This is a genomic window from Pseudoalteromonas sp. SG43-6, assembly GCF_014164365.1.
GTDB classification, from domain to species: Bacteria; Pseudomonadota; Gammaproteobacteria; order Enterobacterales; family Alteromonadaceae; genus Pseudoalteromonas; species Pseudoalteromonas rhizosphaerae.
Genome location: NZ_JACJEZ010000005.1, coordinates 64,638 through 88,044, shown reverse-complemented (window position 1 = coordinate 88,044; position 23,407 = coordinate 64,638). Strand labels below are relative to the sequence as shown.

At 40.5% G+C, this 23,407-nt stretch carries 20 protein-coding genes; 7 read left to right on the top strand and 13 right to left on the bottom strand.

The features are described 5' to 3' along the window. The first annotated feature begins 60 nt into the window (after positions 1-60). The 4 genes from fba to H5201_RS03335 all read left to right on the top strand — a co-directional run bounded on the left by fba (position 61) and on the right by H5201_RS03335 (position 4,899). Positions 61-1,125, top strand: a complete 1,065-nt coding sequence (gene fba / locus H5201_RS03350) for a class II fructose-bisphosphate aldolase (RefSeq protein ID WP_145235361.1) — start codon at positions 61-63, stop codon at positions 1,123-1,125. A gap of 625 nt (positions 1,126-1,750) precedes the next feature. Further along, complete coding sequence (gene phoB, locus H5201_RS03345; protein ID WP_145235364.1) at positions 1,751-2,440, top strand: phosphate regulon transcriptional regulator PhoB; 690 nt, start codon at positions 1,751-1,753, stop codon at positions 2,438-2,440. A gap of 71 nt (positions 2,441-2,511) precedes the next feature. Then, entirely contained in the window at positions 2,512-3,819 is a 1,308-nt protein-coding gene (gene phoR / locus H5201_RS03340) for a phosphate regulon sensor histidine kinase PhoR (RefSeq protein WP_182739720.1), read from the top strand. A 111-nt stretch (positions 3,820-3,930) separates the two neighbouring features. Further along, positions 3,931-4,899: a PstS family phosphate ABC transporter substrate-binding protein gene (locus H5201_RS03335; RefSeq protein WP_145235368.1), complete on the top strand. Its 969-nt coding sequence runs from the start codon at positions 3,931-3,933 to the stop codon at positions 4,897-4,899. Positions 4,900-4,977: 78 nt separating this feature from the next. Here the strand turns inward: H5201_RS03335 and mdoH are convergent, their stop codons facing one another. The 10 genes from mdoH to sfsA all read right to left on the bottom strand — a co-directional run bounded on the left by mdoH (position 4,978) and on the right by sfsA (position 15,426). After that, a complete protein-coding gene (gene mdoH / locus H5201_RS03330) occupies positions 4,978-6,939 on the bottom strand; it encodes a glucans biosynthesis glucosyltransferase MdoH (RefSeq protein WP_145235370.1) in 1,962 nt (653 codons plus the stop codon). After that, on the bottom strand, positions 6,911-8,575 hold the full coding sequence (locus H5201_RS03325) for a glucan biosynthesis protein (protein ID WP_259399649.1): 1,665 nt from the start codon (positions 8,573-8,575) through the stop codon (positions 6,911-6,913). The genes mdoH and H5201_RS03325 overlap by 29 nt, the downstream gene beginning before the upstream one ends. Before the next feature lie 334 nt (positions 8,576-8,909). Beyond that, positions 8,910-9,149 carry a hypothetical protein gene (locus H5201_RS03320; RefSeq protein WP_182717174.1) on the bottom strand — a complete coding sequence of 80 codons (240 nt, stop codon included), beginning with the start codon at positions 9,147-9,149 and terminating at the stop codon, positions 8,910-8,912. A gap of 17 nt (positions 9,150-9,166) precedes the next feature. Beyond that, positions 9,167-10,018, bottom strand: a complete 852-nt coding sequence (gene panC, locus H5201_RS03315) for a pantoate--beta-alanine ligase (RefSeq protein WP_182717173.1) — start codon at positions 10,016-10,018, stop codon at positions 9,167-9,169. Continuing rightward, positions 10,018-10,812 carry a 3-methyl-2-oxobutanoate hydroxymethyltransferase gene (gene panB, locus H5201_RS03310; protein ID WP_182783712.1) on the bottom strand — a complete coding sequence of 265 codons (795 nt, stop codon included), beginning with the start codon at positions 10,810-10,812 and terminating at the stop codon, positions 10,018-10,020. Before panB ends, panC begins: the two co-directional genes overlap by 1 nt. 31 nt (positions 10,813-10,843) lie before the next feature. Further along, positions 10,844-11,329, bottom strand: a complete 486-nt coding sequence (gene folK, locus H5201_RS03305) for a 2-amino-4-hydroxy-6-hydroxymethyldihydropteridine diphosphokinase (RefSeq protein WP_182783710.1) — start codon at positions 11,327-11,329, stop codon at positions 10,844-10,846. 2 nt (positions 11,330-11,331) lie between these two features. Continuing rightward, on the bottom strand, positions 11,332-12,771 hold the full coding sequence (gene pcnB / locus H5201_RS03300; RefSeq protein WP_404936353.1) for a polynucleotide adenylyltransferase PcnB: 1,440 nt from the start codon (positions 12,769-12,771) through the stop codon (positions 11,332-11,334). A gap of 307 nt (positions 12,772-13,078) precedes the next feature. Beyond that, the gene (gene gluQRS / locus H5201_RS03295; protein ID WP_182783708.1) at positions 13,079-14,023 is read right to left on the bottom strand and encodes a tRNA glutamyl-Q(34) synthetase GluQRS; all 945 of its coding nucleotides are present in this window, start codon (positions 14,021-14,023) and stop codon (positions 13,079-13,081) included. A 17-nt stretch (positions 14,024-14,040) separates the two neighbouring features. After that, positions 14,041-14,484, bottom strand: coding sequence for an RNA polymerase-binding protein DksA (gene dksA / locus H5201_RS03290; RefSeq protein ID WP_145235383.1), 444 nt, complete (start codon positions 14,482-14,484; stop codon positions 14,041-14,043). A 225-nt stretch (positions 14,485-14,709) separates the two neighbouring features. Further along, on the bottom strand, positions 14,710-15,426 hold the full coding sequence (gene sfsA / locus H5201_RS03285) for a DNA/RNA nuclease SfsA (protein WP_182783706.1): 717 nt from the start codon (positions 15,424-15,426) through the stop codon (positions 14,710-14,712). A 90-nt stretch (positions 15,427-15,516) separates the two neighbouring features. Here sfsA and pepB point away from each other — a divergent pair, with 90 nt between their 5' ends. Together pepB and H5201_RS03275 are read left to right on the top strand one after the other, a co-directional pair. Then, on the top strand, positions 15,517-16,812 hold the full coding sequence (pepB, locus tag H5201_RS03280) for an aminopeptidase PepB (RefSeq protein WP_145235388.1): 1,296 nt from the start codon (positions 15,517-15,519) through the stop codon (positions 16,810-16,812). Between the two features lie 234 nt (positions 16,813-17,046). Beyond that, positions 17,047-17,613 (top strand): phosphoribosyltransferase, encoded by a 567-nt coding sequence (locus H5201_RS03275; RefSeq protein ID WP_145235390.1) that lies wholly within the window; start codon positions 17,047-17,049, stop codon positions 17,611-17,613. A 73-nt stretch (positions 17,614-17,686) separates the two neighbouring features. Here the strand turns inward: H5201_RS03275 and H5201_RS03270 are convergent, their stop codons facing one another. The 3 genes from H5201_RS03270 to H5201_RS03260 all read right to left on the bottom strand — a co-directional run bounded on the left by H5201_RS03270 (position 17,687) and on the right by H5201_RS03260 (position 22,908). Next, positions 17,687-19,843, bottom strand: coding sequence for a YjbH domain-containing protein (locus H5201_RS03270; protein ID WP_149982110.1), 2,157 nt, complete (start codon positions 19,841-19,843; stop codon positions 17,687-17,689). Positions 19,844-19,997: 154 nt separating this feature from the next. Then, a complete protein-coding gene (locus H5201_RS03265) occupies positions 19,998-21,896 on the bottom strand; it encodes a hypothetical protein (RefSeq protein ID WP_182717169.1) in 1,899 nt (632 codons plus the stop codon). A 355-nt stretch (positions 21,897-22,251) separates the two neighbouring features. Then, the gene (locus tag H5201_RS03260; RefSeq protein ID WP_145235393.1) at positions 22,252-22,908 is read right to left on the bottom strand and encodes a Crp/Fnr family transcriptional regulator; all 657 of its coding nucleotides are present in this window, start codon (positions 22,906-22,908) and stop codon (positions 22,252-22,254) included. A gap of 268 nt (positions 22,909-23,176) precedes the next feature. Here H5201_RS03260 and H5201_RS03255 point away from each other — a divergent pair, with 268 nt between their 5' ends. Continuing rightward, a complete protein-coding gene (locus H5201_RS03255) occupies positions 23,177-23,404 on the top strand; it encodes a YgjV family protein (RefSeq protein ID WP_145235395.1) in 228 nt (75 codons plus the stop codon). Positions 23,405-23,407: the final 3 nt, after the last annotated feature.

Below are 23,407 nucleotides of genomic sequence, written 5' to 3'. Positions count from 1 at the left end.
TTCCGTTCGAACTAGGTAGTTTTGCGCGTGCGCAGCTATCGACAATTTGGAGAATACCAAATGGCTTTAATCAGTATGCGACAACTTCTTGATCATGCAGCTGAACATGGTTATGGCGTACCAGCATTTAACGTTAATAACCAAGAGCAGATCCGCGCTATTATGATGGCGGCTGACAAAACTAACAGCCCAGTAATTGTACAAGGTTCAGCTGGCGCTCGTGCCTATGCTGGTGCCCCATTTATACGTCATATGATTTTAGCTGCGATTGAAGAGTGGCCACATATTCCAGTGGTAATGCATCAAGATCACGGTACCTCACCTGGCGTTTGCCAACGTTCAATTCAATTAGGTTTTTCATCAGTGATGATGGATGGCTCGTTAATGAGCGATGGTAAAACACCATCATCATATGAGTATAACGTTGATGTAACGCGTAAAACTGTTGAACTTGCACACTCTTGTGGTGTGTCTGTTGAAGGCGAGTTAGGTGTGCTAGGCTCACTTGAAACTGGCGAAGCTGGCGAAGAAGATGGCGTTGGTGCTGAAGGTAAACTAACCACAGATCAAATGCTAACTGATCCAGAAGAAGCGGCCGATTTTGTAAGTAAAACCCATGTTGATGCCTTAGCGATTGCGTGTGGTACTTCACACGGCGCGTATAAATTTACACGTCCGCCAACGGATGATATTTTGGCGATTGATCGTATTAAAGCGATCCACGCACGAATTCCTAACACTCACTTAGTTATGCACGGTTCATCATCAGTGCCGCAAGAATGGCTTGAGATCATCAACCAATATGGTGGTGAGATCCCAGAAACCTATGGTGTGCCAGTTGAGCAGATCGTTGAGGGAATTAAGTTTGGTGTGCGTAAAGTAAATATCGATACAGACTTACGATTAGCATCTACAGGGGCTATTCGTCGCCATCTTGCGCTTAATCCAGCAAACTTTGATCCACGTAAGTATTTAGCTGAAGCGACAAAAGCAATGACAGAGATCTGTGTTGCACGTTATGAGTCATTTGGTACAGCGGGTCAAGCAGGTAAGATCAAACCAATCTCACTTGATGAGATGCACCTTAAATATTTAACGGGTGAATTAGATCCGAAAATTAAATAATTTAATTTATTAAGTTATAAAACAGCCAGTAGTGTTAAAGCTACTGGCTTTTTTATGCCTGATCGTAAAAGATCATTATTTTACCAAGCAGGGGCTTTGGGATCATTACTTTACTAACTGTGCTTTGTTGAGATCAGATTTTTACTAAGGATCAGCTTGATTGGCAGAGGTTTTGTTATAAAAATAGCCATTTCAAAGCTTTGTTGTATAAATGATCAACAACTTATGGCTTTGGCTAGGTAAAACACTGATCCCAGATCTAACTCGGTTGGTAAACGAATGATCCCTGAAATGAAACTTGGTAGGATTTTGATCTCTGTTAATGATCACCGATGTTAATAGGCGTTTTAATTGAGTTAGAGTGTGAAGATGCTTTCGTGGCTTACATCGTGATACTGTATAGTTGATTATTGAAAGGGGAATTTAATACAAAGTAGTAATGTAGCAATTATAAAGTATGATTTTTAAATGTGAAATTTGATAATGTATGCTAATTTTGTACCTTAAAAGGGTTTATTTTGCATTTTTTACCCCGCATTTCGATTTACACGTTACACTTTCATAAAAATGTCATACTTAGTCATAATAATGAAAACTAGTTCGATAACGAAAGAGATAAATTGGAATGTCACGTAAAGTACTTGTCGTCGATGACGAAGCACCGATCAGAGAGATGCTGGTTTTTGTATTAGAGCAAAATGGTTTTCAAGCGATTGAAGCGGAAGATTACGATTCAGCCATTGCAGCGATGGTAGAGCCTTATCCAGATATGGTGTTATTAGATTGGATGCTACCAGGTGGTAGTGGAATTCAAATTGCTAAAAAGTTTAAGCAAAGTGAATATACTCGCCAAATTCCTATTATTATGCTGACTGCTCGCGGCGAAGAAGAAGATAAAGTTCGCGGTCTTGAAGTCGGTGCTGATGATTATGTTACTAAACCATTTTCACCAAAAGAATTAATGGCGCGTATTAAAGCCGTTATTCGTCGTGTGTCGCCTACTTCATTGGAAGAAGCGATTGATGTACATGGTTTACGTCTTGATCCTATTTCACACCGTGTTACCTCTGAAGGTAGCGAGTTGGATATGGGACCGACAGAATTTCGCTTATTGCATTTCTTTATGACTCACCCTGAACGTGTTTATAGCCGTGAACAGCTACTAGATAACGTATGGGGGACTAATGTCTATGTTGAAGATAGAACCGTAGACGTGCATATTCGTCGCTTACGCAAAGCGATTGCACCGCTTGGTCATGACCGTTTAGTACAAACTGTACGTGGTGCAGGCTATCGTTTTTCCAGTAAATTATAAGTGTCATGGAGATGACCAAGCCAATAATTAATTTTGGCTTAAATTTACTTACTCTAAGGTAAAGTGAGTGTATGTATCGAGTTGTTAATAAGCAGGCGTTAGCAAAGCGTCTGTTTATCTATTTCCTACCTTTATTATTAATTGGCGTGCTTATTGGTGCGCCATTTTTGCTTTTATTTTTAGGATCTTTTTCACTGCTTGTTTGGCATTATCATCAACTCTATCGGCTCAGTGATTGGCTATTGAATCAACGTAGTTTTAATCCACCTGAAGGCGAGGGGGCATGGGAGCAAGTATTTGAAGGGATCTACCATTTACAACATCGCAACCGTAAAAAACGTAATGAATTAGCTGATTTGATCCGTCGTTTTCGCGATGGCGCAGAAGCAGTGCCTGATGCGGTTATTGTTCTACAACGTGATTTAAGTATTGTTTGGTGTAATCAACTAGCTTTGAAAGTGCTTGGATTACAGTGGCCAGCGGATCATGGTCAACGGCTTGACAACCTTATTCGCGATCCTAAATTTGCAAAATACATGCAAACGGAATTGTTTGATGAAGCATTAGAACTTGAAAGTGGTCACAGTGTTGAGCAAGTTTTAGAGTTTCGGGTAATGCCATATGCCAGCTCACAATTAATGGTTGTTGTGCGTGATGTCACGCGACTGAAGCAACTTGAGCAAATGCGCAAAGACTTTGTTGCCAATGTATCTCATGAGCTACGTACGCCATTAACCGTTGTTACTGGTTACTTAGAAATGTTTGATGGCGATATGGTGCCACCACCGGCAATGTGGAATAAAGCACAAGGTACTATGCTTGAACAGTGTAAACGCATGGATAGCTTGGTAAATCAGCTATTGTCGTTATCACGTATTGAAGGCGCTCGACGTCAAGATAATGATAAAGCGATCAATGTACCGCAGTTACTTAGCTATATTAGGACTGAAGCACAATCATTGAATCAAGACAAAGGGCATGAGTTGATATTTGATATTGATGCTAACGTCGATATAAAAGGCGCTGAAGAGGAGCTGCGCAGTGCCTTCTCTAATTTAGTGTTTAATGCTATTCATTATACCAAGGCGGGCGGTAAAATAACCGTAAGCTGGAAGCTAAAAGATAATCAAGCGTACTTTTCAGTAGTTGATAATGGCGATGGTATTGCACCAGAGCATATTAATCGTTTAACTGAGCGTTTTTATCGGGTTGATAAAGCACGTAGTCGTACCACCGGTGGCTCAGGGCTGGGTTTAGCCATCACCAAACATGTATTAACTCGTCACGATAGCCAATTGATAATTAAAAGTAAATTAGGCGAAGGATCATGTTTTTCGTTTGCTTTTAGTCGTGAAAAAACAGTGCTATTAAATAATTGAGCCAAAAAGCCAAAGTCATAAAAGTGTCATTTTAGAGTAATCTAACTGTCATCTATTCTCTTTAGAGTAGACGACAGTTAAGAAATGGACGAACAAAATCGGAGCAACCTAATGAGATTTAAAAACCTAGTAGCCGCAATGGGTGTGGCAGTAACAACATTTGTATCTGCACAAGCAATGGCAGTAGATACAGTTATTCCTGAGTATCAAAAAACCAGTGGTATTTCAGGTAATTTTTCATCTGTGGGCTCTGATACTTTAGCCAACATGATGACCTTTTGGGCTGAAGAATATAAACGTATTTACCCAAATGTGAACATCCAAATTCAAGCGGCTGGTTCATCTACTGCGCCACCGGCATTGACAGAAGGCACTGCAAACTTTGGCCCGATGAGCCGCAGAATGAAATCAAAAGAAATCGAAGCGTTTGAAAAACGTTACGGTTATAAACCTACTGAAGTACGTGTAGCGATTGATGCATTGGCAGTATTTGTTCATAAAGACAATCCAATTGAAGGTTTACGTATCGACCAAATCGATGCGATTTTCTCTTCAACTCGTAAATGTGGTGCTGATGCAGATGTGACTCGTTGGAGTGATGTAGGTTTAACGGGGAATTGGGCTGCAAAAGACATTCAGCTTTATGGCCGTAATTCTGTATCTGGTACTTACGGATACTTTAAAAACAAAGCGCTATGTAAAGGTGACTTCCGTAACAACGTGAACGAGCAACCAGGTTCAGCATCGGTAGTGCAATCAATTTCTTCATCAGTGAATGCAATTGGTTACTCAGGTATCGGTTATAAAACATCAGGCGTACGTACTGTACCACTGGCGAAAAAAGGCGATAACTTTGTTGATGCAACACTTGAAAATGTAGCAACAGGTAAATACCCACTGTCGCGCTTTTTATATGTTTATGTGAATAAACACCCGAATAAACCGCTTGCACCTATTGAAGCAGAGTTCTTAAAAATGGTGTTATCACAAGATGGCCAAAAAATTGTAGAGAAAGATGGTTATGTACCACTTTCTGGCAAGATGGCAATGGGCGAACTTAAGAAGCTAGGTCTTCTTTAAACTTAACGCCAACTATGAATTAATAAAAAAACCGCGCAATGTAAATTGCGCGGTTTTTTTATATCAACTAGGTTCAGGTTAGTTAAATAGCTTCTTTTTGAGCTGTTGATGGGCATTTAAAACGCGTTTACGTTTACTTAAACCTTGGCGCTTAAAGCTCTGAATTGGCATTACGCTAGGTTGCTCTTGCCCCAATGTAGGGATTGTAAAGTTAGCAACATCATCATTCGGTAATGCTATTTCTTGCTCATGTACACGTAAGGCTGCAAGGGTGTCGTTATTATCAACTTCACTCGGGCAAATAAATATGCCCATTTTACGTAATTTAACCCCTAAGCCTATGCTACTTGAATATCGTACAATTGGGGCTGCTAAGATCAATCCAACTAAGATCGGCGATAACCACCAAAAGAATACAGGCGTAAAGTAATAAGCAATACCGCCCCAAGCTAAGGCGATTAAGGTTGATAGTAATGTGTAACCTATCGCTTCTTGCCACGGAACCATGCGGCCTGATCGAGGCTGGGCGTCCCACGTTACTTTTTTACCTAAAAATACACACACCACAAAGTAGCTATGAAAAACCATCATCAGCGGGGCGATAATAATGGCAAACACGGTTTCAATGATTGAGCCTAAAATTAATTTAAATGAGCCGCCAAATTGTTTATTACGATGGATCAGTGTGACAATAATCCCCATTAATTTCGGTAATAATAACAACACAATTGTGACAAAAAGCAACGAGTTAATTAATTCTGTTTTTGCTATTTGCCAAGTCGGAAATAATTGATACGCCTGATTAAAATAAACATTACTGTTTAGTGCGCGGGTGACCGCATCTATGGTACTTAGCACTAACATTGATAACCAAATTAATGATGAAATATATGCCGTTGCACCTAATAAAAAGTGCAGCTTGCTGATTATTTTTAAACCCGACGCAGGTAACAAACCTAAATGTTGAATGTTGCCTTGCACCCAACGCCTGTCGCGAATAGCGTAATCTAAAATATTACTCGGTACTTCTTCGTAGCTACCTTGTATATCACTGAGTAATAATACATCCCAGCCAGAACGATGCAGCAACGATGCTTCGACAAAGTCATGGCTTAAAATTTCGCCGCCGAAAGGGGCATTACCTTTGAGCACCGGTAAACCGCAGCAATCAATAAACGCTTTAACCCGAATGACGGCATTGTGTCCCCAGTAATTAGCGTGATTAGTCTGCCAAAAAGCTGAACCGGTTGCTAGCATTGGACTATAAAGTACTGACGCAAACTGTAGAAAGCGACCAAAGAAGGTATCTTGCCTAACAGGGATCGGAATCGTTTGAATAAGCCCAGCTTGTGGATTGTTGATCATGCTGCTGGTGAGCTCAAGCATACACTGACCCGTCATGATACTATCTGCATCAAGTACAATCATGTGCTCGTATTTACTGCCCCAACGCTCGCAAAAGTCAGTTAAGTTACCTACTTTACGGTGTTTGTTATCTTCACGGCGGCGGTAAAAAGTTTGTTTGGCAAAATCACCTAGGCGTTCGGTCAAGGCATGCCACGCTTTTAGCTCATTGTTAGCTATTTCTTTATCTTGTGTATCACTTAATAAGTAGAAATCAAAATGCGCAAATTGGCCTGTTTTTATCAGTGAACGTAAGCTCACTTCAAAACCTGCGATAACTCGCTGTGTATCTTCATTGTAGATAGGCATAACGACAGCAGTTCTGGTTTTACTCAATGCTTGCTGATCAATTTCGATTGCTTTTTGGCGCGTCAGTGTCAGCGGGTCAATTCTAAATAATTGTAAAATAAATCCCATACAGCCACTGCAAAATGCGGTCACAATCCAAGTAAAGGTAATTGAAAACAGCGCAAGTAATGCATACTCTAGCGGGGTCATGCCATTTGAATTTAAAATATCAAACATGATCCACATACCATAAGCTGAGATGGCTAACACTAACAGTGAAAAAAGCCATACACGAGTCTTTTTAAAAGGCATTGTACTGTTACTCGACGTCATTTGGATACCAGACATAACTCCATACCTCGCTAACTTCTTTGTCACGTAGTGTTAATGATAAGCGCATGTCTACAGGCTTACCGCCCTCTGGCGCGACTTTAAAAGCAACACGCCATCCTTCATTATTTGGTAATTGTTGAACTGTTTTATCGCTTATTTCACCTGAATTTAGGGTCAAATTAGCAAGCAATTTTAGTTTGGCTGACAAGTTGTTAATATTGTCACCAGTGAAGTCAACCGTAAATTGGCGATGACTTTTTGGTGGTGGATTTTCTTCACCGGGTAATGCAGCACTGCCAATGCGAGTGCGTAAAACTCGGGCTTTATCTTGGCTTGCAAGCGCCGCGTTAAATGTTGACAATTTATAACTAAAACTAAGTGTTTCACCTGCTTTAAGTGGTTGCTCTGGTACCCAATAGCTAACGATATTGTCATTGGTCTCGGTATCAGTCGGTATTTCTACTAACTCAACTCGACCATTTCCCCATTGTCCTTGTGGTTCAATCCACAGGCTTGGGCGGGCATGATAATGTGCCTCAGTATCGAGATAGTTATTAAACTCACGGTCGCGCTGTGCTAGTCCAAAACCTTTTGGATTGTCATAACCAAATGACGTTACACTAAGCTGTTTAGGGTTATTTAGCGGACGCCACACCCATTTATTGTCTTGTGATTGCATTAGTAAACCATCAGAGTCATGTACTTCTGGTCGGTAATCATCAAAGAATTTAGTGCTATTTTCGCCGTGGTAAAACATGCTTGTAAGCGGTGCTATACCTAGTTTTTTGATATCTTCTCGGGCGAATATTTGCATTTTAGTTGTTACTTCCGTTGCTGTTGATGGACTGATCTCAAAACGATATGCGCCAGTAACAGAAGGACTATCAAGTAGTGCATATAACACAATGTGAGTGTCTTCAGGTTTTGGCTTAACTAACCAAAACTCTTTAAATACTGGAAACTCTTCACCAGAGCTGAGTGCTGTATCAATCGCCAGGCCGCGTGCTGAAATACCATACACTTGGTCAGGGCCCACTATGCGAAAATATGAAGCGCCTTGAAATACCGCTACCTCATCTTTGTACTCATTATTATTGAGTGGAAAATGTACTCTAAAACCAGCATGCCCTAACTGAGTGGTGCCTAAAGCTGTGGTAATTTCCTGCTCAAGTGGTGCTGCGGTGCCATCATAGCGGTAGTAATCAGTTTTAAATGGTAGATTTTTTACCTTCGCATCAGCATCAACTGTGTTAATCGCGATAGGGTTTTTATAGAGAAAACCTGGATGGAATAACTGTACCTCATATAAACTTTCATCTTTCCAGATCGCATGATCTTGACGAAAACGAATCGCTCGATAGTCCTGATAATTAATATTATTTAACGCATCAACAGCAATTACGGGAGCTGCTACGTAGTCTTTTGCAGCCAGTTGTTTGGCTCTAGCTGTTACCACCGCAAATAATTTTTCAGAAGGGATTGTAAGCAAAGTTGGCTGTGTAGTTGGTACAGCATCAGCAGTATCCGCATCAGATTTTGTTATTGGTTGTTCTGCCGCACTGACATTACATGCACACAAGGCTAATAATGCACTTAATAATGCCCTCTTTTTAAATGATGGATACAGAGCTGCCCGCGTTATCGTTTCCATGAGGTTTTTTCCTTTAGCCGTTATCTGGTTAATTTTAAAATGCTTTAGTTAGTTGAATTCAAGTTTGCAAAAAACGAACCTAAAATAAACTTATATATTTCAATGACTTTGTGTTTATTAGTATCGTAGAGGGTGTACTTTCTTTGTGTAAGCTGGAAATAATTACACGCAATGTATGACTACTTCTTACTAATATAAGTAGATATTACTAAACTAAACCTTGCTCTAAGGTGAATGGCAGAAAAATCACGATGGTTGGATGTAGAAAGTTTGCCTAAAGTAGGCGCAGGGGGAGGAAACTTGCCAATCATGATAATTGGCAAGTTAATATCAGTTATTGCACATTACCTAATGCTTGGGCATTTGCTTTGCATTGGTTGTAGGCTTCAATACATTTGGTACTACATACTTTATATGCCATGCCTTCGCCGGTACTTTGCTGTTCACAGTTCACTTCACATTGATAATTCTGTTGTGCGCATTGCTGCATTTCTGGGTTTTCTATTTGGTTTTGACACCCAGCTAATATGCCTATACACAGCGAAATGCTTGATAATTTTAATAATGAATTCATGCTTATTCCAATTATTGTTATGTAATATCAACGAGCAGATTGTCTATTAGCCTTACTGGCCCTAAGAAGGCTGCCGCCAAAATCACTAGTTGACTATCATTGAGTGTAGCTTTTTTTAAGGTATCGCGCTGAGCTATTTCAAAGTAGTCAATTTTGAGCCCTGCTTGCTCTAGTTGCTGCTTTGCTTGTCGGCATATGTCGTCAAAATCACGTTGTCCCGAGTTTAACTGTTCTGCGCTCCAATTAAGGGTTTTAAATAGCACTGTCGCTGTTTCTTTTTGAGCTTCTGATAAGTAGCCATTGCGAGAGCTCATCGCCAACCCTGACACTTCACGGCTGGTTGCAACGCCAATAATTTCTACTGGAATTGACAGGTCATGAGCCATGGTTTTAATCACTTGCAACTGTTGATAGTCTTTTTCACCAAAGCACGCATAGTCAGGCTGTACTAAGTTAAATAATTTAGTAACCACCGTTGCTACACCGCGAAAATGACCTGGACGTGATCCGCCGCAATAACCCATTGATATATTTGGTACATCGACAAAGCTTTGCGCATCTAAACCGTTAGGGTAAATGGCTTCCACACTTGGGGTAAATACAATATCAGTATCAAGCTCTGCCAGTCCTTGTTTATCCGCAATGAGGGTGCGCGGGTAGTTATCAAGATCTTCGTTGACACCAAATTGCATTGGGTTTACAAAAATACTAACCACGACTTTATCAGCCATGTTTTTGGCTTTCTCAACGAGTGAAAAATGCCCTTGATGTAGATTACCCATAGTTGGCACTAGTGCTACACTAAGCCCAGCTTGGCGCCATGCTTTAATTTGACTACGTAATGATTTTATTTCAGTGATCGACTGCATTATTTAAACTCATGTTCCGTGCTTGGAAAAGCACCACTTTTAACGTCGCTACAATATTTTTTAACCGCATCCGGCATATTGCCTGTTTCGAGTAAAAAGTTTTTAGAAAATTTAGGGATGTAACCTGCTGAAATGCCAACTAAGTCATGCATGACTAGAATTTGGCCATCAGTTTGATTACCTGCACCAATACCAATGGTAGGAATATTAACCGCGTCAGTAATTAATTTGGCAAGTTCAGATGGAATACATTCAAGAACCAGCATTTGTGCGCCTGCCGCGGCAAGCGCCTGAGCATCGCTAATCATTTTTTGTGCTTGTTGTTCACTACGGCCTTGGATTTTAAAACCACCAAACACATGTACTGATTGCGGTGTTAAGCCTAAATGTCCACATACCGGTATACCTTGTTGAGTCAGCGCAACAACTGAGTCATACAGCCATTCGCCCCCCTCAAGTTTGACCATGTTAGCGCCAGCTCGCATTAACTCTGCTGCATTTTTACAGCTCTCGGCTGGGCTTGAATAGGTCATAAATGGCATATCTGCAATGACGAATAAATCAGGGCTCCCGGCGCGTACGCTGCGAGTATGATAGGCAATATCTTGATTGGTAACAGCCAGGGTATCGTCGCCGCCTTGTAACACCATGCCTAACGAATCACCGACTAAAATAACGTCTACGCCGTTATCGTGAAATAACTTTGCAAAGCTGGCATCGTAGGCCGTTAATGCCGTAATTTTTTGTTGGTCTGCTTTCATTTTATTGAGCGTAGAAACGGTTATTTTAGACATAGTATCCTCGTAGGCAACAGCCTGAAATTAATTACAGAGGTAATTGTTGTAATTCGTTTAGTGCCAAATTAGTGCTAATACTGTGAAGTAATGTACCATTTGGCAGCGTAATATTTGGGGCTATTTCAAGTAGCGGGTAAACCACAAACTCGCGTTCAGTTAGACCATAATGTGGCACAATTAAACGCTCGCTATTAATGACTTGATCACCAAATAATAAAATATCAATATCTAAGGTGCGCGGCCCCCAGCGCTGTGCTTTTCGTACTCGGCCGTGTTCAAGTTCTATCTGTTGTGTTAAATCAAGCAACTGCTCAGGTAATAGCGTGGTTTTTAGCGCTGCAACAGCGTTAACGTAGTCAGGTTGATCTTGCGGGCCCATCGGTTTACTCGCGTAATAATGCGATACACCAATAAACTCGCAATCAGCCAATGCACGCAGTGCTGCAATGGCATGATCTAGCTGAGTACGTGGGGCGTTTAAATTAGCCCCTAAACCAAGGTAGACGGTTTCCATGATCATTCAGCCGCTGGTTTTGGGCTGCGTCGGCGAGTACGACGACGGCCTTTTGTTGCGCCTTGCGTACCTAACGCTTTAACTAGCTCTTTTTGACCATCGATGTCTTGTTTTAAATAGTCAGTCCACCAGTTAACTAATTGCTGATGCTGTTTTTCACCGGCCTGTACGCGCAAGAGTAAAAAGTCATACGCAGCTTTAAAACGTGGTTGCTGTGTAAGGCGATATGCACGTTGTCCTGAGCGTTTATCTAAGCGGTGTTGAATATGCCAGATATCACGAGCGCCAAGAGTAAAGCGTTTTGGTACGGCAATATGTTGGGCATTATCACTGAGTACTTTGTTCATACCTTGAGCGAAGGCATCGTATTCAGATAGTTGCTCTTGTTCTTGCAGTGCTTTAGTGATCTGCAATAATGGGAACCATAACAATGCAGCAAAAATAAATGCTGGAGTTACTTTTTTCTCCGCATTAATACGTTCATCTGTATTACGGAACATCTGTTGAATTAAAGCGAACTCTAAGCCATCAGGATTACTATCTAAAATACTATCAAGAGCTGGAAATAATGATTTAAAAAGGCCATATTTACGTAGCATTAAAAAGTTTGCTTCGGCCTTGCCATTTAAAAACAGTTTCAGTGTTTCTTCAAATAACCGCGCTGCAGGTATATTATCTAACAGGCTTGCTAATTCATTTAAAGGTTGCTCGGTTGCCGGTGCAATCGACATATCGAGTTTGGTTGCAAAGCGAACTGCGCGTAGCATACGCACAGGATCTTCGCGGTAACGGGTTGCTGGATCACCAATCATCTCGATTTGTCGAGCGTTAATAGCGGCTAAGCCATTAGCATAATCATGGATTGAAAAATCATTAATTGAATAATATAACGCATTGATTGAAAAATCGCGGCGTTCAGCATCTTCTTCAATACTACCAAAAACGTTATCGCGCAGCAGTTGTCCTTGGTCACTCGATTGGCTAATTTGGTTTTTATCTTCAGGCGCTTCGTGATGACCACGCATGGTGGCCACTTCGATTATTTCACGACCAAAAACAATGTGTGCTAAACGAAAACGACGGCCAATTAAGCGGCAATTACGAAATAGCTTTTTAACCTGATCAGGAGTGGCATTGGTGACCACATCAAAATCTTTTGGTTGTTGACCTAACAAAATATCACGAATGCAACCACCAACAAGGTAGGCATCAAAGCCTCCGTCTTTCAGGCGATATAATACCTTGATTGCATTTGGGCTAAATTGTTTGCGAGAAATACCATGCTCATTGCGTCCAACTATTAAAGGCTGCGCAGAGACTTGGGTATGTTCGGCTGTTACAGAGGCGGTTGGGCCAATAATTTGCCGACAAAATTGAAAAAGCTTGGAAATAATAATCTGTCTCCTACAGAATTCGGTTATTTGATGGACGCCATCAAAAATCAAACCAAGTATAGCCTCACTTTACTATTAACTGCACATGTGTTGCGTTTACTTGGTAATACCTATGGTATTAGAGTCTTGTTTATTCTAGTCAGTTAAACAGTCATTGCTAGGGTTAAAATTTTCTAGCATCACGATGCTGGAAATTATTATCCTGTTATTGGGCTACTTGACTGCTGAATCGTGTACAACCTTAACGCAATTGGTATTAATTAAATGAATTGCACATTTAAGGTGGGCTATCATATACCAGCACAGCTTAAAAATTAAGTTGAAGGCCTTAAAATTAGCCTTTTTTAGTGAATTTTTATTTGTTTAAATGCGTAAAGGCGATTGTATGGCTGTGCGGGTTTTGCGAAATTTGAATTTGTGTCATTTTAGGGACGTTTTGCAAGTTGTAATTGTCTACTGCCCAAGCTAGCATTTGCTCGATATTTAGTTCAAGTAATTCATCTTTGGGCGCCAATCCTAAAAATTCGAATGCACTCAGCAAAGCCGGTTTGGGGTTACTTTTGCTAATAGCTGGGGCATAGTTTTGTTTTGATAATTTAAACCCAGGTTTAGCGACTGCTAATGGTAAATGTGCGTAATGGGGGGCCGTGGCAGCTAATTGTTTAAATAAACTCAATTGGCGTGCGGTTGGTTCAAGCAAGTCTGCGCCGCGTACGACATGAGTGATACCTTGGGCAATATCGTCTGCGACCACCACTAGTTGATAAGCAAATAGCCCATCACTGCGCTTTATTAAGTAATCTTCGTGGGCGAGATCATGAGCTACATTTATCTCACCTTGAATGAGATCATGGTATTGGCATGTAGCATGTTGCTGAATTAACCGTAGTGCGCTGCTGTTCTGACTATGCTTTAAATGACGACAATGGCCTTGATAAATACCGCCAAGCGCTTTAATTTCTTTGCGCGAGCAGTGGCAAGCATAAATTAGGTGCTGGTTATTTAGATTATTAATGGTATGCGCATACAAGTCATGGCGTTGAGTTTGATAGACTACGTCTTCATCCCAGTACAAACCATAGGCTTCTAAGGTATTGAGAATATCCTTAGTGGCGCCGTCTACAACACGTGTGGTGTCGATATCTTCAATACGGACTAACCAAGTGCCTTGGTTGCTTTTCGCGTCAAGGTAGCTGCCCACAGCCGCCACAAGAGAACCAAAATGAAGTGGTCCAGAAGGTGACGGCGCAAAGCGACCGCGATAGTTGCGCATAGGCGCAGTAACGGCTGTGGTAGACATTGATTAATTACTAGTAACTAACCACGTCCAGATTGTTTTTCTTTGATTTCCGCAAGCGTTTTACAGTCTACGCATAAGTCAGCTGTAGGACGTGCTTCTAAACGGCGGATACCAATTTCAATCCCGCACGAATCACAAAAACCAAAATCATCTTCTTTGATTAATTGGATCGTTTTTTCAATTTTTTTGATCAGTTTACGTTCACGGTCACGAGTACGAAGTTCTAAAGAGAACTCTTCTTCTTGTGCTGCGCGGTCAACTGGATCAGGGAAGTTAGCTGCTTCGTCTTGCATATGCGATTTAGTACGGTCAACTTCATTGCGTAAATCGTTGCGCCATGCTTCCAAAATAGTTTTGAAATGAGTGCGTTGTGCATCATTCATATACTCTTCGCCCGGCTTTTCCTGGTATGGTTCTAATCCGGCCTGAGCCAATAACCCTAATTTTTTTTGGTCTGGCATAACTTTCTCCTAAATCCTTAATATAATGCCCAGCATGAGCCGGCGGCTATAAATAACAGAATCCTATGGCCTAGGCAAATTTATTTTTCATTAATTAGTCTTACTTAAACCGCATCAATAAAATTAAAAAAGGTACGATAAGTGGTTTTTACACCGATTACTTTTAAATAAGTGCTTAAAAACTTGCCTTGTTATATGGGCGAAAACCTTAAAAACAAGTCGCTTTTAATTAAAAGTAAGCTTTTCTGTTAGTGTAATTTCAGCGCTCGAAATATCGGCTTTATAAGCAACTACTTCGACACCTTTAGTTATTGCTAAATCAACTAGTTGGGCGTACTTTTCGTCAATGTGGCGCGCCGCACTAACTTGCTTAATCCCTTGATGTAATACAGCAAACAGCAGCACTGCACGGTGGCCTTGTGCAACCATTTCAATTAATTCACGAATATGTTTTTGACCGCGAAGAGTTTCGGCATCAGGGAAGTAACCTTGGCCACTTTGTGGATCATTTTGACTGAGTAAAGTGACAGATTTTACTTCTACATAGCAGTCTGGGCGTTGGGGAGCTGTCAGTAAAAAATCGATACGGCTATTTTCATCACCATATTTAACCTCTGGCTGTATTTTAATGTAGCCGCTAAGCTCGCTGATTAGCGCTGCGTGCAGTGCTTCTGCAACGATTTTATTCGCGATTGCCGTATTGACACAGATCAGATGGCCAAACTGGTTTTGCGTCAATTCTAATGAATGAGGATATTTTCTTTTTTGATTGTTACTGGTGGAATAAAAGGCTGCAAAATCAGGCTCCGCGCAACCAGTCATTTTACCTGTGTTGGCACAATGGGCGGTAAACTCTGAGCCATCGCTAAGGCGTAAATCGGCTAAAAAACGTTTGTAGCGTTTGATCAAAGTAGCGTGTTGGAGTGGTGTTGTATATTTCATTATTTTAGTTATTTGGTCTCAAGCAGTTGGGAAGTTGTTGTGGCTATAGTAAACTCATCGTCACAATTTTAGCGCAAAGAGTATTCTAACATGTCTGAAAAATTTGTTGTTCAATTAAGCGAGCAGGGTGCTGCATCGCATTGGGGCGAAACCGCCACGTTATCTTTTAATGAGCACGGTGCAACGGTTCATTTATCTGAACAAGAAACATTAGTAAATGTACAAAAAGCCGCGCGCAGTATTGCCAATCAAGGCGTTAAAAATGTCGTGCTAGCTGGTGATTGCTGGTGTACAGAAACACAGTGGGCTTTTTATCAAGGGTTTGTATCGCCTAAGTCATTACACGGTGTTGAATTTGCTGAAAATGCTAAAACAGATAGCCAAGAGCTTGCTTCATTACTTCGTTCTGCTACTTGGGCGCGTGAAATGATCAATGGCACGGCGGATGACATTTTCCCTGAAAGTTTAGCTGGTAAAGCTGCTGAATTTATTCAATCACTAGCTCCTGAACACGTGAGCTATCAAATCATCAAAGGTGATGCGCTACTTGAGCAGCAGTGGATTGGTATCCATGCTGTTGGTCGCGGTAGTGAGCGCCCGCCTGTATTACTTGCACTTGATTACAATCCAACTGGCGATGAAAATGCGCCTGTGGATGCAGCGCTTGTTGGTAAGGGGATTACTTTTGACTCTGGCGGTTATTCAATTAAAGCCAGCGAAGGTATGTTAGGTATGAAGTGCGACATGGGCGGTGCTGCAACGGTTACCGCAGGTTTGGCATTGGCTATTAGTCGCGGTATTAATAAACGTATTAAACTGTTTTTATGCTGTGCTGAGAACCTTATTTCAGGCCATGCATATAAGCTGGGTGATATCCTTACCTATAAAAACGGCACGACAGTTGAGATTGTTAACACTGACGCTGAAGGACGCTTAGTACTTGCTGATGGCTTAATGGCTGCAGCTGAAACAGGTGCTCCTTTAATTATTGATGCGGCGACACTAACAGGCGCTGCGCTAGTTGCTGTTGGTCAAGAGTACAATGCCTTATTTGGACTTGATAAAGAGTTTGTACGTGAAGTTGAAGGCTTTGCTGGACAAGAAATGGAAGGCGCGTGGCCACTACCACTTGAAAAGTGGCATCAACAAAACTGTCCTTCACCATACGCTGATACAGCTAACAGCCGTGCCCAAAAAGGCGGTGGTTATGGTGGTGCATCAAATGCTGCTGGTTTCTTGTCACGCTTTGTACCAAACGACGGCAAAGGCTGGGTGCATATGGATTTAGCGGCAGCGTTTAATATGGGTAGCACGAGTCAATGGGCTGCGGGCGCGACAACAGTCGGGATGCGCACAGTTGCACGTACTTTACTAGAAAAAGCGTAATCTTGAATATGTTTAAAAAAGCGCCGTTTTAGGCGCTTTTTTGTTGGCTATAAAAATGTAATTACAAACAGAAACAAGCTTTTTTAGTTTATTTGCGCTAAAATCTCGCCCCACTTTTGCATTTCAAGTGATTAAGGTTTGAAGTTATATTTCTTACATTAAAAGCGCTGCTTTTATTTAAGTCTTATTCATAAACTATACTTGAATGATCAACTCACACTGGGAATTCTAATTATGTCAGATAAGTGCTACATCACAGCGCAACAATTGCTTGAAGATTCATTTCGCGTTGCGGCGCAAGTATACCAAGATGGTTTTCGTCCTGATTTTATTATTGGTATTTGGCGTGGTGGTGCCCCAATTGGGATTGCAGTGCAAGAGTATTATGATTATAAGGGCATAGAGACAGATCATATCGCGGTGCGAACTTCATCATATTACGGTATTAATAAGCAGTCGAAAGAAATTAAAGTACATGGCTTACACTACATTATTGAAAATGCTAACGCAGGTGACTCGTTATTGATTGTTGATGATGTATTTGATTCAGGGCGTAGTATTTTTGCACTGAAAGAAAAGCTTTCGGAATTGATGCGTTTAAACTTACCTAAAGATATCCGCATTGCATGCCCGTATTACAAACCAAAAAATTCTAAAGTAGATATGAAGCCTGACTACTACATTCATGAATCAGAAGAGTGGTTAGTATTCCCGCATGAATTATCGGGTTTAACACCTGATGAGATCATCGCTGGTAAGACAGATTTAGTAAAAATACACGATATTTTATTAGCAAAATAAATCTATCGAGTAAAAATAAAAAAGGCCTTAACTAGGCCTTTTTTTATTTATCAATTAGCTGTCTAAACTAATATTATTTATAGATTTCAAACGCTTCTTTTAATCGTGCTAAATGAGCATATACGTAACTGCTTGACATACGATCTTGGTTTAAGAAAGTATTATCGAGGTCGATTGACGATTTGAGTATTGTCGCACTACTGGTGTTTATCAAATTTACTTTTTGATTAATTATAGTATTTACGCTATGTGTCCAGCTTTTAGTCCCTGTAACTTGCCAATTACCTGCATCCATATCTTTGCGTGGTGATAATGGAATACTAAAACCAATCCCCACTTTCTCTACGTCAGTGTCGCTATACATTACGGTTATATTTGCATCACCAAACCAGAACTTAGTTTCAAGTTTATAGCCGGTATCTTCATTCCAGAATTGTCCACCAGAGATATGGAAAGAGACATCCTTTTCAGCCCATAAATAACGGTATGAATAAACCGAGTAGTCGCGTTTATCAGTGTCATAATCTTTATACTCAAAGTAGCCTAACTTTGCTTGTATCTTGTGGCGGCCTGCGGGGCTTTGCCATGCAGTTTCGTTGGTAATACCTGTATAATCAAAGTAATCTTGGAATAAACCGACTTGAGTCTGGTTATATATGTTAAACGGTAAAGCGAATGTTTGATATACAACGGCACGTTTAATCCCCGTTTCTTGGCGTGAATTACTAAATACACTACCTTTTTCAAAGTGATCTGTATTAGCTACATTAACTTGCCCAGTAATATTTACACCTGCACCTTGCCATAATGGTACATGTAAATCGGCTTGTAGAGCTAACGAGTAATCATAAACACCTAATTCAGTTGCATATCGTGATGATAACGATGGTGAAAATGAAACTCTAGGTACAAAATAAGGGCTCGTGCTTTGGGTATTTCCGGCCCATTTTACACCCACAGCATCTTTATCACTAAATTGAGTGCTGACCATTAAATCAGGAGTGATATTTTCATCAATAAAGCGACGGTAATTATCTAAATACCCATTGACTTGTAACAGTGGGATATCTTGTTTTGCCAAGCGAACAATAAATTCATTATTGCCAGTAGCAAAGCTTTCAGTTATGCGGCCTAAAACAAGCCCCAACGCATCAATTTCATTACGATTAAATACTGAGTTTTCAAATTCAACAATGATTTGTTTGCTCTCGCTAATACCAACACGGATATTTTCAAAACCATCGTTAACTAAGCTGCTTTTTAAGCTGTGAATTTGTTGATTGTTATTTTGTGCAGTGGAAACTTGTTGATTTTGTTTGGTCGCTGTTAATACTTTTACTGGTTCCGCAGATACTACTCGACTAACAGACTCTTCCGTTTGATTTGGGGATGTAGCAAGAGTTGCTCTCGTACGCTGATTTGAACTCTTAGATAACTTTGCCGCTGCAACTGGTTGAGGTGCTGGTTTTAGATTGTGGTAGTTATCTTGTGCTTCATCACTGAGCGGCATGCTAATATTGACACCCCAATAAGTATCATCACTAGCAAGTTCTGTATTTGAGTAAAAGCGGCTATTAAATGAAACCGTGGCAATATCATAAAGCCACTCTTTTGGAACTGTAATACGGGCGCCTAAATTAAATGCTTCTGCATCATGCTCAGCGAGTACTGAAAGCCAAGTGTAAGGTTGATATTCAATACCAGCAAACGCGCCGTCTAGTTGCCCTGTAAGCGTGTCAGATGCGCCAATACCGGCACTAAAGCGAAAATCCCACCACTGTTTAGAAGCAACAGCATAAAACGCTTCATACTGATTGGCTGCGCCACCGAAATCTTTAGCGCCAACAGCGACACTAAACCAGTCTTTTGGAATGAATGGAATTTGGTATTTGGCATTAAATGATAAGTCGCGGATTTGGCCTTTATTTTCATAGCTAAATGTTATGTCGTGCATCGACGATGAGGTAATCCTACCACTGACTTCTAAACCTTCAAAAAGTCCAGCTGAAAATGTAAAGTTATGACCGTCGGTGTACTTTCCTCTAGCTTCTAGCTGGTTACTGTAACCTATATCAATATTACCTTTGTCGATTACAACAGCGGTAGGAGTGTTGAAAATACCGGTAAATCCATTATATGCAATACCATGATTAATGTTTTGATCAGCAAAAACGGAGGTACTGGCACTGAGTGCGCAAAGTGTCGCGAGGGTTGTTTTATTATAAGTCACGTGATTAACCAATTTAGATTAGAGTTAGGTTTTAAACTTTTAAAACCCGATAATTATTTTTGCTATAAATACTATAAACCAAAAATAACTTAATAACGAGATAAACAAAAGCCGCGCAAATGCGCGGCTTTAGGAAGTACAGTTCTACCTCAGATTAAGAACCAGAACCAGAACCAGAACCAGATACTGGTACAGTATCAACTTCACACACTACTGGGATATCAAATGTAGCTGCAGTTGTGTTTGCCGCTACTGGAGTAGATGTCCACACATTAGTGTTGTAGTTAAGGTAACTAGCAGAGTAAGTGCCACCTTGCTCTAAGTTCAGGTTGAAAGTACCTTTCGAGTAAATAGTTTGCTTGAAGTTGCCATCTTTAAACAATCTGACTAGCGCAGGTGTTGCAACCGGTGGAGTACCTATTTCAAAATCTCCGGTATTGCTACACACTAGCTGTGTTGTTATTTTTTTAGTTACAATTGTTGGCGGAGCAATTGTAAGTGTTAGATCTTTATCATTTAAGTCACAGATATTGCTTACAGATAATGCCGATGCAGTGCTATCAGTGTCAGTTGACAAGCCATCTAAAACGTTAACACCATTGCGCAATACTTTAACTTTAACCGGGAAACCTGGAGGGTTGTTAAACGTTGCTGATCCATAATTACCGTTACGGCTAGTGAAAGATCTTCTATAGCCATTAATTTCAAGTAAAATAGTTGTTTCAGCTATATTAGCGTCACCATTTCTATCTAAAATATCAAATTTTACACTTGAACATTTATTGTTGTTGAAGTAATCAAGGTTCCAGTAAGATAGGTGATTTACATCTACTGATACATCAAATGTTGATGCATTACCGCTATCAGTTACTTCACCGTAGCTTTCGAATCCCCATTTACCAGCTTCTTCATCGTAACTCCAAACTGGGAAGATATCACCAACCGCAATTTTACGAGCTACAGGAGCTGCAACAGTACATACACCATTTTTGAAGCCATTTGCTTCGGCGTATGCTTTGATATCAGTAGTACCGGCAGGTAAAGTTACAGGACAAGGGTTTGAAGTCTTTTTGTCGACCTGCATTGCAACAGTGATTGAATTGCCTGCACCAAAAGATTTCACTTTATTACCAGCATCATCAACTAGCTCGATAGCAACAAAGCCACCTGAAGTAAATGAACCTTGCACTTGATCAGTACTGTTAGGATCAGAAGCTACAGATAGAGCTAAACCTCCAGGGAACGCATCTAATGACGACGAGGTTGCAGCTGCAGTTTCGGCTTCTTCATCATTACGTGTTGCTTCATTCGCAAAGTAGGCAACAGTCATTTTTGGAACTGTCGTTAACGGTTGATTATCTTTATCTAAAAATTGCGTGCCGCTTTTGATTTTAACGGTTGAACCGCCAACAGCAACACCTGCTTTGTTAATTGCTTGTGGTAATGTAATCTCTGTTTTATCGCCAGAAATTGATAACCCTGAAGCTGGGTCATACGACACAGTGGTATTTTCACCTTCAGGTACTAATGCAGTTAATTCTTTGGTGTCAGCAACAATCGCTACATCAGAATCTGCAAGTGTACGTGGTGTTAAACGAACTTCTTGTGCTACAACGTTATCAGTTGGTGATAACGTTAAAGTACCAGAGTTGTTTAAATATCCAGCAGCAGAAATAACATAGTCATAGCTAACACCATTAGCTGGGATAGAGTCTACTGTGTATGCAAACGAACTAGCTGTTGATGATTTGTCGGTATCAGCTAAAGCGTTGCCTGCAGCTGTTAAAAGGCCGTCTTCAGAAGAAGTAAAGCTAATCGTTGCTGTAACCGTATCAGCTAAAGCAGCACCCTTTACATCTACGATATTAACAGTAACTGAACCTGCTTGAGCTTCAATTGCTACTGGTGGTACAGCAACATCAACGGTTGGTTCAGGTGGAACTGGTGGCTTTACATAATCATTGTTGTCGTTATCGCTAAAACAGCCACTTAAAGTTGCTGTCAGACCAAGTGCAAGAGCTAGCTTGGTGAGCTTGAATTTATTATTTCCCATAATCGTTACCTTTCTTTCCTTTCTCTTTAAAGTAAACAGACTTAATTGCAGTTCTATAAATGTACCGAAGCGCGCACCAGGTCAGGCTTGCACCTATAATACAATAATTTGTTCATCAAGGATAAGCGCACATTATATATACGTCAAGTGAACATTATATATACTTTTATTAATTAAATAAGAAAATTGTTACCCTGTTATGTAATAAATCTCTTATTTAATTTTTACGGATTTAGCGCAGCTTCGTTATTAGCTTACTATGCTAAAGTAGTAGGCTGCGGTTGTAAATGTAAATAGTTGCATTTTAGGCAGTTAAACGTTGTTTTTTTCGGCTGAATTTTAATGTGAGTCAACTTCATAGCTGCGAAAAACTATCCACGTAATCGCTAAGTTTATCTAAATCAACCGCTTTGAGTCCATCATTTGAGCGTGCGACTAAACCTCTTTCCACCAGTTCCGATACTACGCGGCGATAGGCTCGCTCTGTGGTGGCAAAACGCTCAGCTTCAGCATTTACCGTTGGGTATGCGCGCAGCAGGGTGGGGTTATTATTTTCGGCACGTAATAAACAGTCTTTGGCGATATTGTAACCCAATGGCAACAATAGTTTATCTAAATTAATTTTTTGGTTTTCTTGAAACTTAGCGGCAATAGTTTGTGCTGTGTATAAACTCAGTTCTGGCTTTTCAAGTAACAGGGCACGCCAGTGCTTTAGCTCTATTAGGTTGTAGCTAACGTCACTGAAGCAGGTAACTGTATAAATGCAGGGATTATTGTTTAGCGCTTCAATTTCACCAATTAAGGTGTTGTTGCAATCAAGTTGGCCCAGCAGTAAGCGGCGGCCATTACCGACATCATAACTAAACGATACGGTGCCGCTTCTGACTAACACTAATTTTGTAAGAGGTTGATCTTGGTGGATCAGTACTTCTTTTTTAGATTGTTGATAACGGCTGCCAGCAAAGGTTAGTAGCTGGTCGACGAGATAACTAGAAAAATGATATTGAAACATCAACAATGCCCTTCGGACAATTGTCCTATTTATTACACCTTAATGACGTTAGCATTAAGATTCTAAGAATTTACGCTAACTTACTAGCTTAGTTAACTCGGTTAATTAAGCTTAATACCTGATATCCCGTGTAATGATTATTAAAGTGTGCTTTTAGCAGCTTTGGGTTTTTAGTAAGTTAGCTTTTTTATACTATTGCTATATTGTGGAATAACTTTGCCTAAACTACAACATTTGCAATGCTAACCTAAAGTACCGGAGAGAACAAATGAGTTGGGAATATTTGGGGTATTTTGCCTCAGCTTTACTTATTGCCTCTTTAACTATGAGTGATGTGAGCAAACTTCGTTGGTTTAACCTTGCCGGTTGTATTGCTTTCACAGCCTACGGTATTGCGATTGCTGCATGGCCTGTGGCTATCACTAATGGTTTGCTAACCTTCGTAAATATTTATCATTTAATTAAGCTCAAACGTCAACAACAAAAACCGCAATAATAG

Bases quoted from the DNA above. Each gene is read 5' to 3' on its own strand.
- fba (WP_145235361.1), top strand. From the start codon at position 61: ATGGCTTTAATCAGTATGCGACAACTTCTTGATCATGCAGCTGAACAT.
- phoB (WP_145235364.1), top strand. From the start codon at position 1,751: ATGTCACGTAAAGTACTTGTCGTCGATGACGAAGCACCGATCAGAGAG.
- phoR (WP_182739720.1), top strand. From the start codon at position 2,512: ATGTATCGAGTTGTTAATAAGCAGGCGTTAGCAAAGCGTCTGTTTATC.
- H5201_RS03335 (WP_145235368.1), top strand. From the start codon at position 3,931: ATGAGATTTAAAAACCTAGTAGCCGCAATGGGTGTGGCAGTAACAACA.
- mdoH (WP_145235370.1), bottom strand. From the start codon at position 6,939: ATGTCTGGTATCCAAATGACGTCGAGTAACAGTACAATGCCTTTTAAA.
- H5201_RS03325 (WP_259399649.1), bottom strand. From the start codon at position 8,575: ATGGAAACGATAACGCGGGCAGCTCTGTATCCATCATTTAAAAAGAGG.
- H5201_RS03320 (WP_182717174.1), bottom strand. From the start codon at position 9,149: ATGAATTCATTATTAAAATTATCAAGCATTTCGCTGTGTATAGGCATA.
- panC (WP_182717173.1), bottom strand. From the start codon at position 10,018: ATGCAGTCGATCACTGAAATAAAATCATTACGTAGTCAAATTAAAGCA.
- panB (WP_182783712.1), bottom strand. From the start codon at position 10,812: ATGTCTAAAATAACCGTTTCTACGCTCAATAAAATGAAAGCAGACCAA.
- folK (WP_182783710.1), bottom strand. From the start codon at position 11,329: ATGGAAACCGTCTACCTTGGTTTAGGGGCTAATTTAAACGCCCCACGT.
- gluQRS (WP_182783708.1), bottom strand. From the start codon at position 14,023: ATGTCTACCACAGCCGTTACTGCGCCTATGCGCAACTATCGCGGTCGC.
- dksA (WP_145235383.1), bottom strand. From the start codon at position 14,484: ATGCCAGACCAAAAAAAATTAGGGTTATTGGCTCAGGCCGGATTAGAA.
- sfsA (WP_182783706.1), bottom strand. From the start codon at position 15,426: ATGAAATATACAACACCACTCCAACACGCTACTTTGATCAAACGCTAC.
- pepB (WP_145235388.1), top strand. From the start codon at position 15,517: ATGTCTGAAAAATTTGTTGTTCAATTAAGCGAGCAGGGTGCTGCATCG.
- H5201_RS03275 (WP_145235390.1), top strand. From the start codon at position 17,047: ATGTCAGATAAGTGCTACATCACAGCGCAACAATTGCTTGAAGATTCA.
- H5201_RS03265 (WP_182717169.1), bottom strand. From the start codon at position 21,896: ATGGGAAATAATAAATTCAAGCTCACCAAGCTAGCTCTTGCACTTGGT.
- H5201_RS03260 (WP_145235393.1), bottom strand. From the start codon at position 22,908: ATGTTTCAATATCATTTTTCTAGTTATCTCGTCGACCAGCTACTAACC.
- H5201_RS03255 (WP_145235395.1), top strand. From the start codon at position 23,177: ATGAGTTGGGAATATTTGGGGTATTTTGCCTCAGCTTTACTTATTGCC.